The following is a 13,269-nucleotide window of genomic DNA, read 5'->3' on the forward strand; positions in this document are numbered from 1 at the left end:
ATCGGCGTTGGCTGCGTGTGCTCACCCCGGTCACTTACATCAGTAAGCTCCCGGAGATTCACGCACTGGCCGCCTTGCTGCAACTCCAATAATTTAGGGTAGAGTTCTTGTGCGCGCAGGGTTAGCCCACGCTGTGTTCCAGGCTGATCGCCAACAGTTTCTGCGCTTCCACCGCAAACTCCAGCGGCAGCTCCGAGAAGACATCCTTGCAGAAGCCGTTAACAATCATCGAAATCGCATCGTCTTCGCTGATCCCGCGCTGCAGGCAGTAGAACAGCTGGTCTTCGCCGATGCGTGAAGTCGTCGCTTCATGCTCCAGCTGCGCGGTGTTATTGCGCACCTCCACATAAGGGAAGGTATGCGCTCCGCATTCAGCGCCAATCAGCATTGAGTCGCACTGGGTGAAGTTACGGGCGTTGGTCGCCGTCGGCATGATCTTCACCAGGCCGCGATAGGTATTCTGGCTGGTTCCAGCCGAGATCCCTTTCGAGATGATGGTCGATTTAGTATTTTTACCGATGTGGATCATTTTGGTGCCGGTATCCGCCTGCTGGCGGCCGCTGGTCAGCGCCACGGAGAAGAACTCACCGATAGAGTTATCACCGCGCAGGATCACGCTCGGGTATTTCCAGGTGATGGCTGAACCGGTTTCCGACTGCGTCCAGGACATTTTGCTGTTTTCGCCTTCACACAGCGCACGCTTGGTCACAAAGTTGAGGATACCGCCTTCAGAATCGCCGCCGGAAAACCAGTTCTGCACGGTGGAATATTTCACTTCAGCATCTTTATGGATAATGACCTCTACCACTGCGGCATGCAGCTGATAGGTGTCGCGCACCGGTGCGGAACAGCCTTCGATATAGCTGACATAGCTACCTTCATCGGCAATCAGAATGGTACGTTCGAACTGGCCGGTTTTCGCCGCATTGATGCGGAAATAGGTCGACAGTTCCATCGGGCAGCGCACGCCTTTCGGGATATAAACGAAGGTGCCGTCAGAGGCGACCGCCGAGTTCAGCGCGGCAAAGAAGTTGTCATTGGCCGGAACCACGGTGCCGAGGTACTGCTGCACCAGTTCAGGATGATCGTGAATCGCTTCGCCGAACGAGCAGAAGATAATCCCCTCTTTCGCCAGCTTGTCGCGGTAGGTGGTCGAGACAGAAACGGAGTCGAAGATGGCATCAACCGCCACTTCCTGCCCTTCACGCACCGGCACACCGAGCTGCTTAAAGGCGTCTTCCACTTCCTGCGTCAGATAATTGGGCGCATCACCGGGTGAGGCCTGGGTAGCCCCTGGCTCAGAGGCGCAGCTATCATCGCAGTTGCCGCAGGACGGCGCGGAGTAATAGCTGTAATCCTGATAATCCAGCTTTTTGTAGTTGGCTTTCAGCCAGTGTGGCTCTTCCATCTCCAGCCAGGCAGCAAATGCCTTCAGGCGGAATTCCAGCATCCACTCAGGTTCATTACGTTTGGCCGAGATGGCGCGCACCACATCTTCATTGATGCCGTGCTCGAACTCTTCGGTTTGCAGTTGGGTAAAGAAGCCCTCTTTGTACTTCTGCTGGCCGCCTTCCCAAACCTGTACATCATCAGATGCGTCAGTATTACGAGACATAGTATTCACTCAACGCCAAAGCTCTCACCACAGCCGCAGGCGTGTTGAGCTTTAGGGTTATTAAATTTGAAAATCTGGTTCAGGCCTTCGCGCACGAAATCAACTTCCGTGCCGTCGATATAGGGCATCGCCTGCAGGGGCACGATCAACGCCGCGCCGTTATGGCTGAACACCAGATCATCCGCCGCTGACTCTTTCACCATATCCATGGTGTAGCCGAAACCGGCACAGCCCGAGGTCTTCACACCCAGCTTCAGTCCCTTGATTTCAGGGTCACCGGCAGTCAGGTTAATGATTTGTTTGGCTGCGCTGTCTGTTAGCGTCAGTCCTTTCCAGATAAAGTCATCTGGAGAAAAAGTGGCAGGATTTGCTGATTGCATAATTTACCTCGCGATACGATAGCCCTTCGGGCTAGTGCCCCTATGTTAGTGATAACCTGAATCACTTCAACCTCTTGTTTTGCAGGGATAAAGGCCAAAGATGCTTTTTAGAGGCTGTTTTATAAGTTTAGACCCTGAAAAACAGAATGCGATCTACCTCACGAGCCGAACCCTGCGAAAGATAAGCGATTGAAAATAAGATGTTTATATTTTGTTATCACCTGTTGGTTCTTAATAAGAACTATTTTAACCCTTTTGAACGCCCCGCTTATCGTTATCACCGATTTTTCTGAGAGGCGGCATTAATCGATAAAAATTCGCTCACAGTGATTGAATAATGTCGCAGTTATAATATGATAATGATTATCATTAGCGCGACTGGAACCAGCAATGAATCTGTCGATGAGTGCATGGCTGCAACATAAAATTGATCAGTACAAATTTTCCGTACGTGATATCACCGTCGATTTCTACATGGCGCAGGCTAAATTAAACCGCCCGGAGTGCACCATAGAACAGCTGCGCAAGTTCAACGATACCTGTCTGGACATGGCCGAACTCTGTCAACTCAACGGCGACGATCAAAGTTATCTGCACGCAATGGGCAAACTTCATCAACGGCTGGTTATTGAATTAAGCGACACGACACGCGAACGGCTCTATCGGATGCAGGCCTGGCAGCTGGCGCGTCACTCCCTGAGCCGCCTGTGTCATCAGCTGGCGCTGAACGGCGAATGGGATAAAGCAACCCTGCTGCAAAGCGAATTCGTCAAGCACGCTTCATGGATTATGTGATTCTGTAAACCAGTATACCGTGTGCAGCCGATAGGAAAAACCCCGCAAAAAGCGGGGTTATGGCGTGATTACTGCCGTGGTTAAGCGAGAAGTACAGCATAATCTGTCGCTAACGTCGAAAATCTCGATTTGCCAGACCTGATGGCGGCGACCAATATGCACCGCTCGACAAATTCCGCGCACCTCACCGTCACGTGCGGAGCGCAGGTGGTTAGCGTTGACCTCCAGGCCAACCACCTGTTGCTCACCTTCAGTACACAGATAGCCCGCCATTGAGCCTAGCGTCTCCGCCAGCACCACCGAAGCACCGCCGTGCAACAGCCCGAACGGCTGACGGGTTCGACTATCCACCGGCATCAGCGCCTCGATACTCTCTTCATTCAGCGCGGTGAAACAGATGCCGATATGCGCCACCATTGTTCCCTGGCTGCGCTGATTAAGCTGCTCAAGCGTGGCTGCGCGTTTCCAGATTGCCATCAGATGATCTCCAGTAAAGCCTGCAGAGGGTGGCGCACACCGCTACCTTCAATGCGCTTAACCTGGCTGCGGCACGAGTAGCCGGTCGCCAGACAGCGCTGGCGCGGCAGTTTTTGCATCGCCTGCTGCCAGGATAGCTCATAAATCCCCAGCGAGTTCTGCAGATTTTTCGATTCGTGGCCGTAGGTTCCGGCCATACCGCAGCAGCCGACGCTGACATTTTCCAGCCGGGCACCAAAGCGGGCGAAGATGTTTTCCCACTGCTTTACCGATCCCGGCAAGGCGGTCACTTCGGTGCAGTGGCCAAACAGATACCACGCTTCACCCTGCGCCGCTTGCACCGTGCTGTTCACTTCAGGCAGCGCGTTATGTAGCCACTCATGCACCAGCTGAACCTGGAACTCGCCGCGCTTATCGCCCAGCACCTGGTGGTACTCATCGCGATAGCACAGCACCAGTGCCGGATCGACACCCACCATTGGCAACTCAAGGCGTGCCACCCGATTCAGGAAGTCTGCGGTTTTCTCTGCGGTGCGCGCAAACTGCTGCAGGAAGCCTTTGATATGCTGCGCTTTACCGTTGGGTGAGAACGGCAGCACCACGGCGCGGTAGCCGAGCTTTTCAATCAGCTGGACAAAATCAGCCACCAGCTGCGCTTCGTAGTAACTGGTAAAGGGATCCTGTACCACCAGTACCTGCTGCGCGCGCTGCGCCGGGCTCATCTGCTCCAGGCTTTCCAGCGTGGTGCTCAGCGCACGGTGCCCGGCCAGCTGCTGCTTGAGCGTCGGCGAAGAGAGCAGCGGAAGATCGACCATACCGATATGACGCTTGCTCAGCGATTTCACCCACGGCTGACGCAGGAAGAAGTTAAAGGTTTTAGGCGCTTTCGCCATCAGCGGCGCATAGCTTTCTACCGTGGCCACCAGATAGTCACTGGCCGGACGCAGGTAGCGAGTGTGGTAGAGCTGCAGAAAGCGCGAGCGGAAGCCCGGCACGTCGATTTTGATCGGGCACTGAGTCGAGCAGGCTTTACACGCCAGGCAGCCTGACATCGCCTCTTTCACCTCGTGCGAAAAGTCATACTGCCCGCGTTTTGCCTGCCAGCTATTGCGCGTGCGCTGGATCATCCCGCGCAGGCTGACGCCCTGCTCCGGCAGCTGTTTCTCCAGCAGCAGCGGATCCACACCCTGCTCCGCCAGCAGGCGCAGCCATTCACGCGTCAGCGTCGCGCGCCCCTTCGGCGAGTGCATACGGTTGGCGGTGATCTTCATCGACGGGCACATCGGGCTTGTCACGTCGAAGTTAAAGCACAGTCCGTTGCCATTACACTCCATCGCGCCGCGCCAGTCGCTGCGCACGTTAATCGGGATCTGGCGATCGTAAGTACCCCGCTTCACGGCATCGACCTTCAGCATTGGATCATCCACCCCCAGCGGCGCACAGATTTTACCCGGATTGAGACGATTAGCGGGATCGAACGCCGCTTTAATACGGCGCAGCTCTTCATACAGCTGCGGGCCGAAGAAGGAGGGGCTGTACTCCGCACGGAAGCCTTTCCCATGCTCCCCCCACAGCAGGCCGCCATAGCGAGCCGTCAACGCCACCACTTCGTCGGAGATCTGCTTCATCAGCATCTCCTGCTGCGGGTCACACATATCCAGCGCCGGGCGCACGTGCAGCACCCCGGCATCGACATGGCCAAACATGCCATAGCTGAGATTGTGCCCATCGAGCAGCGCCCGGAACTCCACAATATAGTCCGCCAGGTTGTGCGGCGGCACGCAGGTATCTTCAACAAACGGGATTGGCTTGGCGCGGCCTTTGGCGTTACCCAATAGCCCGACCGCCTTTTTACGCATGCCGTAGATGCGCTCAATGCCGGAGACGTCATCACACAGCTGATAGCCAATCACGCCGCCCTCACGCGTCGCCATCAGCGTATCAAGCCGGGCGCACAGCGCCTCAACCTGGCCATCAATCAGCGGCTTATCATTCCCTGCGAACTCGACCATATTCAGTCCGAGCATCTCTTTATCCGGGACGTCGGTAATCAATTCGCTAACCGAGTGCCAGACGATATCTTCACGCGCCAGATTCAGGACTTTCGAGTCGACGGTTTCTACCGACAGCGCTTTCGCTTCCACCATAAAGGGGGCATTGCGCAGCGCGGAGTCGAAGGAGTCATACTTAATATTGACCAGCCGCCGCACTTTCGGGATCGGGGTGATATCGAGCTTCGCTTCGGTAATAAAGGCCAGCGTCCCTTCCGCACCGCACAGAATGCGCGTCAGATCGATGTTTTGCAGATCGTCGCTCAGCACGTGGCGCAGATCGTAACCCGTCAGGAAGCGGTTCAGCTTGGGAAATTTATCGATAATCAGCTGGCGCTGCTGACGGCAGCGATCCAGCACCACGCGGTAAATATTACCCTCGGCACCCGGCTGCTGCGCCAGCACTTCAGCCTCGCTCACCGGCATCGCGCGGGTGTCCAGCACCTCACCGCCCAGCAGCACGGCTTTCAGCCCCAGCACATGGTCTGAGGTTTTACCGTAAACCAGCGAACCTTGCCCGGAGGCATCGGTGTTAATCATACCGCCCAGCGTGGCGCGGTTGCTGGTCGACAGCTCAGGGGAGAAGAAATAGCCAAACGGTTTAAGGTAGGCATTGAGCTGATCTTTTATCACGCCAGCTTCAACTCTTACCCAGCCCTGTTCGACATTGATCTCGAGAATATTCTTCATATGCCGCGACATGTCGACCACGATACCCTGATTTAACGACTGCCCGTTGGTGCCAGTGCCGCCACCGCGCGGGGTAAAGCTCAGGGTACGGTATTTCTCATCAGCTGCCAGGCGGGCAATCAAGGCCACATCGGCGCTGGAGCGGGGAAAGAGGACAGCATCAGGCAGCAGCTGATAGATGCTGTTGTCGGTGGACATAATCAGCCGATCGGCATAGCTGGTGGCCGTATCGCCGGTAAATCCGTGCTGCTTTAACGCATCCAAAAAATTCAGCACCGTTTGAACGAGGCCGGGTGCCTGGGAAATCTGTGGGATCATTATCGGGTGACCAAAAAGTTGTGTGAATCGTTTGCGTTGCTCAAATGGCGCAGTTATCCGTTTTATCACATTTTTTTATCACCTGCCGTTATTTCAAAAAATGAGGCAAAAGAATAACCTGTTGTCTCTGTCACAAAATCATTTAATACATCATGCTTAAGCAGTCAGGCTCAGCGTAACCGCTTTGCTGGCACTGATTTTAGAGAGATATCGCATCATTGTTCTTTTTACTTGAGGTCACTTTTCGTCAATGAAAAACGCGCAAACAGGCTGGGATTTACCGCAGATCATTTTCTCGTTGCTGTTTATCAGCATCATGATCGTCGCGTGCTTTTGGGTCGTACAGCCATTTATTCTCGGCTTTGCCTGGGCCAGCATGGTGGTGATCGCCACCTGGCCCCTGATGATCAAAATTCAGGGCCTGCTGTGGGGCCGCCGCGCGCTGGCCGTGTTAGCCATGACCATTCTGCTTATCCTGGTGTTTATTATTCCCATCGCCATGTTGGTTAACAGCCTGGTAGAGAACGGCGGCCCCCTGCTGGCGTGGCTGACCTCCGGCAAGCTGCAAATGCCCGATTTACACTGGCTGCGTGAGATCCCACTGGTCGGCAGAAAGCTCTATTCCGCCTGGCACAAGCTGGTGGCCGGTGGCGGCAGCGCCATTATCACTCAGGTTCAGCCTTATATTGGCCGCACTACCGGCTTTTTCTTTGCCCAGGCCGGGCATTTTGGTCGCTTTATGCTGCACATCGGTCTGATGCTGCTGTTTAGCGTGCTGCTTTACTGGCGTGGTGAACAGGTCGGTCACGGCATTCGCCACTTCGCTTTCCGCCTGGCGTCACGTCGCGGCGATGCGGCGGTGCTGCTGGCCGGTCAGGCGATCCGCGCCGTCGCGCTCGGTGTGGTGGTGACCGCGCTGGTGCAGGGCGTGCTGGGCGGCATTGGGCTGGCGATCTCCGGAATTCCTTATGCGGCCATTTTGACGGTGCTGATGATTCTCTCCTGCCTGGTACAGCTCGGTCCCTTGATTGTGCTGGTCCCGGCGATCGTCTGGCTTTACTGGAGTGGCGATACCACCTGGGGCACCGTGCTGCTGATCTGGAGCTGCGTGGTAGGAACACTGGACAATGTTCTGCGCCCGATGCTGATCCGCATGGGGGCCGATTTGCCGATGATCCTGATACTCTCGGGGGTTATTGGCGGGCTGGTGGCGTTTGGCATGATAGGATTATTCATCGGGCCAGTGGTGCTGGCGGTCTCATACCGCCTGGTATCCGTCTGGGTGCATGAGTCGCCCCCTCCAGAAGAGGACGCGCTGGCCGTGGTGGAAGAGCTGGCCGAAATGGAAGCCGAGACGCACCAGTCAAAACCATAATTTTGTCAATTCTGCGGTCGGTAGTCCCGGCCGCAATCATTAGCGATCAGAATACTTACCTGCCGTGAATTAAGAATTCCATTAACGATATTTATCTCTAAACCCCCTTTTTTAGCCTTTTAAACACGACTTAACCTATATTGCTCATATTTTGCCCATCTTTTTCAGCGCTATGATGGGCAATCCGAGTTAAAAGATTATCACTTTTAAACTAATAAGAGGATTCTTAAAGACTCCAGGAACGCGGTTGCATAGTATGGATAACAAGTTTGAGATCAACCCACTGATTTTTAAACAAAGCATTTCCCCCTGAGTGAAGTACAGAATTGCTGTGTGTAGTCTTTGCCCATCCCCTGTGATGGGCTTTTTTTTGGCTAAAATTTGAGATAAAAAAAGGCTGACCAGAGAGTGGTCAGCCGTAAGGTGTTCGCACAACTTATGTCGTGGTCGACCGTTTTTTGGTCGACCAGCGAGTGATTATTGCAGCGCGCTGACCGCAAAAGTGGGTCAGCCGCGACTGATGAAGGCGGTGATTACTTCTTCAACTCGGCCAGGCTCAGCCAGGTCTGCACCACGGTGTCCGGGTTCAGTGACAGGCTGTCGATACCCTCTTCCATCAGCCACGCCGCGAAGTCTTCGTGGTCTGAAGGCCCCTGACCGCAGATGCCGACGTATTTTCCCTGCTTCTTCGCGGCGCGGATCGCCATCGAGAGCAGCGCTTTCACCGCATCGTTACGCTCGTCAAACAGCTCGGATACTACGCCAGAGTCGCGATCCAGCCCCAGCGCCAGCTGCGTCATATCGTTAGAGCCGATTGAGAAGCCGTCAAAATATTGCAGGAACTCGTCGGCCAGCAGCGCATTCGACGGGATTTCACACATCATGATAATCTTCAGCCCGTTCTCCCCGCGCTTCAGACCCTGACGCTCCAGCTCTTCCACCACCGCTTTCGCCTGCGCCACGGTACGGACAAACGGCACCATCACTTCGACATTGGTCAGCCCCATATCATTGCGCACGCGCTTCATCGCCGCGCACTCCAGTGCGAAACAGTCACGGAAGCTGTCGGCCACATAGCGCCCGGCACCGCGGAAGCCAAGCATCGGGTTCTCTTCTTCCGGCTCGTAGCGCTCGCCGCCCACCAGGTTGGCATACTCGTTGGTTTTGAAGTCCGACAGGCGCACAATCACGCGCTTCGGCGCAAAAGCGGCACCCAGCGTGGCAATCCCTTCCGTCAGGCGGGCGATGTAGAACTCCACCGGGTCATCGAACCCTTTCATCAGCGCGCGGATCTGCTGCTGCAGCTCCGGCGTCTGCTGGTCGAACTCCAGCAGTGCTTTCGGGTGCACGCCGATCATCCGGTTGATGATGAACTCCAGGCGCGCTAAACCCACGCCTTCGTTCGGCAGGCAGGCGAAGTCAAATGCCCGGTCAGGGTTACCGACGTTCATCATGATCTTCAGCGGCAGCGACGGCATCTCGTCAACCTGCGAGCTCTTCACTTCAAAGTCCAGCAGATCGTTGTACACGTAGCCGGTATCGCCTTCCGCACAGGAGACGGTCACTTTATTACCATCTTTAAGAATATCAGTGGCGTTACCGCAGCCAACCACCGCCGGGATACCCAGCTCGCGGGCGATAATCGCCGCGTGGCAGGTTCGGCCGCCGCGGTTAGTGACAATCGCTGACGCCTTCTTCATGATCGGCTCCCAGTCCGGGTCGGTCATGTCCGTCACCAGCACATCGCCTTTCTCAATGCGGTTCATTTCGCTGATGTCGTAGATCACTTTGACTTCACCGGCACCAATGCGGTGACCGATAGCACGGCCTTCAACCACCACGTTGCCTTTACCCTGCAGGGTGTAGCGTTCCATCACCGAGCCATTGGAACGCACGGTTTCCGGGCGCGCCTGTACGATAAACAGCTTGCCGGTGTGGCCATCCTTCGCCCACTCAATATCCATCGGGCGCTGGTAGTGCTTCTCAATCTGCACCGCCTGCGCCGCCAGCGCTTCGACTTCGCTATCCGTCAGCGAGAAGCGGTCACGCTCCGCTTCCGGCACGTCCTCGATTCTCACCTGCTCACCGTGCTCCTGTGAGTCGGCGTAAACCATGCGGATCTTTTTCGACCCCATATTACGGCGCACAATCGCCGGGCGGCCGGCGGCCAGCGTGGGTTTGTGCACGTAGAATTCGTCCGGGTTAACCGCGCCCTGCACCACTATCTCACCCAGGCCCAGCGCAGAGGTGATAAACACCACCTGGTCAAAGCCGGATTCAGTGTCAATGGTGAACATCACGCCAGAGGATGCGAGGTCAGAACGCACCATGCGCTGCACGCCCGCCGAGAGCGCCACGCCGCGATGGTCGTAACCCTGATGCACACGGTAAGAGATGGCGCGGTCGTTAAACAGGGAGGCATAAACATGCTTCACCGCCACCAGCACCGCATCGTAACCCTGTACGTTGAGGAAGGTTTCCTGCTGACCCGCGAACGAGGCATCGGGCATATCTTCCGCCGTGGCCGAAGAGCGCACGGCGAATGACGCTTCGGCGTCATCGGCAGAGAGCTGGTTGTACGCTTCGTGAATCGCCTGCTCAAGCTGCGGCGTAAATGGCGTTTCAACTATCCACTGACGGATCTGTTTACCCGCTTTAGCCAGCTCATCAACGTCATCAATATTGGTCTTATCCAGCAGATCGTAGATACGCTGATTGACGCCGCTCTGATCGAGAAACAGGTTGAACGCTTCTGAGGTTGTCGCAAAGCCGTTAGGCACGGACACGCCTAATGACGACAAATTAGTAATCATTTCACCCAGAGAGGCATTTTTGCCTCCCACCCGATCCACATCGTTCATGCCAAGCTGGTTATACCAGAGCACAAGCGGCAATTCGCCTTTATTGGACATTGAAGCAATCCTTGTAAGATTTAATTAGGAATATTAGGGACACAGCATTGCTTCATGAGACTGGCACAGTTAAGCCGGATTGATAAAGTGTTGAATCGTTCAAGCAGCTGAAAAAAATCTTTTTAAGAATACTCCGCGTGAGAAAACAGCGTTGCGCAACGGATAAAATAATAATAAACATTATTTTTCAGTGCGTTATGTATTTTTAATGCATGCAGGGGGAAAAATTCTTTGCGCAACAGAAAACGATTCCTTATTAGAATGATTCTAATAAAAAGGGCGGTAAAAACGCATAATGGATAGAAACGATATTTCATTTTAGGCTAAAAGAGGCGAATGGTCTGATTTTATAAAAATAAAAAGTTCAAATCATCATGAAATGGATTTTTTATTTTATTTCGCGAGCTTTATCACGATTTGCATTATTCAGGCAGATTAATTTAGTCTGCTTAACCCCCCGAACGCGGAGAGAAAATGGACGTGAACGCCGAACGCAGTGTTTTTTATATTTCAGACGGCACGGCAATCACTGCCGAAGTGCTGGGCCACGCGGTACTGTCACAGTTCCCGGTGATCGCTAATAGCGTTACCCTGCCCTTTGTTGAGACCGTGCAGCGCGCTCAGGCAGTGAAAGCCCAAATCAATGCCATTTACCAGCAAAGCGGCGTGCGCCCGCTGGTGTTTATCTCAATTGTCACGCCCGCCATCCGCGAGATTATTTTGCAAAGTGACGGCTTTTGTCAGGACATTGTGCAGTCGCTGGTGGCCCCGCTGCAGCAGGAGCTGGGAGTGGATCCCGCCCCGGTCGCCAACCGCACCCACGGTCTGACCGCCAACAACCTCGGTAAATACGATGCCCGTATCGCCGCCATTGATTACACCCTGGCGCACGATGATGGTATTTCACTGCGCGGGCTGGAAGATGCGCAGGTGATCCTGCTCGGCGTCTCGCGCTGCGGGAAAACGCCCACCAGCCTCTATCTGGCGATGCAGTTTGGCGTGCGCGCCGCTAACTATCCGTTTATCGCCGACGATATGGATAACCTCAAGCTGCCCCCGGCGCTGAAGCCTTTTCAAAATAAGCTGTTTGGCCTGACCATCGACCCGGAACGCCTTGCCGCAATCCGCCAGGAGCGCGCCGAAAATACCCGCTATGCCTCTATGCGCCAGTGCCGGCTGGAAGTCGGCGAGGTGGAAGCCCTGTTCCGCACCCATCAGATCCGCTACCTCAACAGCACCAACTATTCGGTGGAAGAGATTGCGACTAAGATCCTCGATATCATGGGATTAACGCGGCGCATGTACTGATTTTTGCAGTTCTGACGCAGCGGGCAGGGGCTGAATTTCACTCTTCCCCTGCTGTTTTACGGTTGAAATCATCACGGTTTGGTTTAAGGTGGACGCCATTACTTCCCGGCATTCCTGCCGTTGTGAAGACAAAGATTTCAGAGAACGTTGATGAACAGAACAGATGAACTGCGAACCGCGCGCATCGATAGCCTGGTTACGCCTGCCGATCTGCAGGAAAACCTGCCGATCACCGCGGCGATTGCCGACAACGTGACGGCGTCACGTAAACGTATTGCGCGCATTTTGAATGGTGAAGACCCGCGCCTGCTGGTGGTGATCGGCCCCTGCTCGCTGCACGACCCGCGTGCGGCGCTGGAGTATGCCGGGCGCCTCAACGCGCTGCGCGAGAAGCATCACTCGCGCCTTGAGATTGTTATGCGCGCCTACTTTGAGAAACCGCGTACCGTGGTGGGCTGGAAAGGCCTGATCTCCGATCCCGACCTTGACGGCAGCTTCCGTATCAACCACGGCCTGGCGGTGGCGCGTAAGCTGCTGCTGGATATCAACGCGCTGGGCATGCCGACCGCAACGGAATTCCTCGATATGGTGATCGGCCAGTATATTGCCGACCTGATCAGCTGGGGGGCTATCGGCGCGCGCACCACCGAAAGCCAGATCCACCGCGAAATGGCCTCGGCGCTCTCCTGCCCGGTTGGCTTCAAGAACGGCACCGACGGCAATACGCGCATTGCGGTGGACGCCATTCGTGCCGCCCGCGTCAGCCACATGTTCCTCTCGCCGGACAAACGCGGCCAGATGACCATCTATCAGACCAGCGGTAACCCCTCCGGTCACGTCATCATGCGCGGCGGAAAGGTGCCGAACTATCACGCTGCGGATATCGCAGACGCGGCGGCCAGCCTGCGTGAATTCAACCTGCCTGAACAGCTGGTGATCGACTTCAGCCACGGCAACTGCCTGAAGCAGCATCGCCGCCAGAAGGAGGTCGCCGCCGACGTTGCGCAGCAGATCCGCAGCGGCTCGCGCGCCGTGGCTGGCGTGATGATTGAAAGCTTCCTGCAGGAAGGCACGCAAAAAGTCACGCCGAACGCAGCGCTGGTGTATGGCCAGTCTATTACCGACCCCTGCCTTGGCTGGGACGACAGCGCTGAGGTTCTGCAGCTGCTGGCTGACGCGGTCGACAGCCGCTTCTGAGCGGCTGAATAGCCAACAGGGCTGCTCCCACGGGGGCAGCCTTTTTCTTTTGTGCCGCCGTCATACATCACGCTCATTTTCTGCTTGCGCGCCGCTGCCATTTATTGATAATGATTATCATTCTGATAAAAAATGCCCTTGACGTTTACCC

The 13,269-nt window shown here is 55.4% G+C and carries 9 protein-coding genes and 1 other RNA gene; 5 read left to right on the forward strand and 5 right to left on the reverse strand.

Features of this window, described 5'->3' with window-relative positions; genetic code table 11:
* Positions 1 to 121: 121 nt before the first annotated feature.
* Positions 122 to 1,615, reverse strand: coding sequence for a Fe-S cluster assembly protein SufB (sufB, locus tag J2Y91_RS20305; protein WP_048916174.1), 1,494 nt, complete (start codon positions 1,613 to 1,615; stop codon positions 122 to 124).
* Between the two features lie 5 nt (positions 1,616 to 1,620).
* Entirely contained in the window at positions 1,621 to 1,995 is a 375-nt protein-coding gene (gene sufA, locus J2Y91_RS20310) for a Fe-S cluster assembly scaffold SufA (protein WP_048916175.1), read from the reverse strand.
* Positions 1,996 to 2,385: 390 nt separating this feature from the next.
* Between sufA and J2Y91_RS20315 the strand changes: the two genes are divergently transcribed.
* Positions 2,386 to 2,790: a hypothetical protein gene (locus J2Y91_RS20315; protein ID WP_048916176.1), complete on the forward strand. Its 405-nt coding sequence runs from the start codon at positions 2,386 to 2,388 to the stop codon at positions 2,788 to 2,790.
* A gap of 57 nt (positions 2,791 to 2,847) precedes the next feature.
* On the opposite strand, the gene J2Y91_RS20320 is transcribed toward J2Y91_RS20315, so the two are convergent.
* Together J2Y91_RS20320 and ydiJ are read right to left on the reverse strand one after the other, a co-directional pair.
* The gene (locus J2Y91_RS20320; protein WP_133623512.1) at positions 2,848 to 3,267 is read right to left on the reverse strand and encodes a hotdog fold thioesterase; all 420 of its coding nucleotides are present in this window, start codon (positions 3,265 to 3,267) and stop codon (positions 2,848 to 2,850) included.
* Positions 3,267 to 6,326, reverse strand: coding sequence for a D-2-hydroxyglutarate dehydrogenase YdiJ (ydiJ, locus tag J2Y91_RS20325; protein ID WP_133623511.1), 3,060 nt, complete (start codon positions 6,324 to 6,326; stop codon positions 3,267 to 3,269). Before ydiJ ends, J2Y91_RS20320 begins: the two co-directional genes overlap by 1 nt.
* A gap of 250 nt (positions 6,327 to 6,576) precedes the next feature.
* On the opposite strand from ydiJ, the gene ydiK reads away from it, so the two are divergent.
* Both ydiK and rprA read left to right on the forward strand, forming a co-directional pair.
* Positions 6,577 to 7,701: an AI-2E family transporter YdiK gene (gene ydiK / locus J2Y91_RS20330; protein WP_133623510.1), complete on the forward strand. Its 1,125-nt coding sequence runs from the start codon at positions 6,577 to 6,579 to the stop codon at positions 7,699 to 7,701.
* 264 nt (positions 7,702 to 7,965) lie between these two features.
* Positions 7,966 to 8,075, forward strand: an RNA gene (rprA, locus tag J2Y91_RS20335) — antisense sRNA RprA.
* A gap of 159 nt (positions 8,076 to 8,234) precedes the next feature.
* Here rprA and ppsA read toward each other — a convergent pair.
* Positions 8,235 to 10,613 carry a phosphoenolpyruvate synthase gene (gene ppsA, locus J2Y91_RS20340; protein ID WP_133623509.1) on the reverse strand — a complete coding sequence of 793 codons (2,379 nt, stop codon included), beginning with the start codon at positions 10,611 to 10,613 and terminating at the stop codon, positions 8,235 to 8,237.
* 474 nt (positions 10,614 to 11,087) lie between these two features.
* On the opposite strand from ppsA, the gene ppsR reads away from it, so the two are divergent.
* Together ppsR and J2Y91_RS20350 are read left to right on the forward strand one after the other, a co-directional pair.
* Complete coding sequence (ppsR, locus tag J2Y91_RS20345) at positions 11,088 to 11,921, forward strand: posphoenolpyruvate synthetase regulatory kinase/phosphorylase PpsR (protein WP_048916181.1); 834 nt, start codon at positions 11,088 to 11,090, stop codon at positions 11,919 to 11,921.
* Positions 11,922 to 12,071: 150 nt separating this feature from the next.
* A complete protein-coding gene (locus J2Y91_RS20350; RefSeq protein WP_133623508.1) occupies positions 12,072 to 13,118 on the forward strand; it encodes a 3-deoxy-7-phosphoheptulonate synthase in 1,047 nt (348 codons plus the stop codon).
* Positions 13,119 to 13,269 lie beyond the last annotated feature (151 nt).

This window comes from Erwinia aphidicola, from assembly GCF_024169515.1.
GTDB classification, from domain to species: Bacteria; Pseudomonadota; Gammaproteobacteria; order Enterobacterales; family Enterobacteriaceae; genus Erwinia; species Erwinia aphidicola.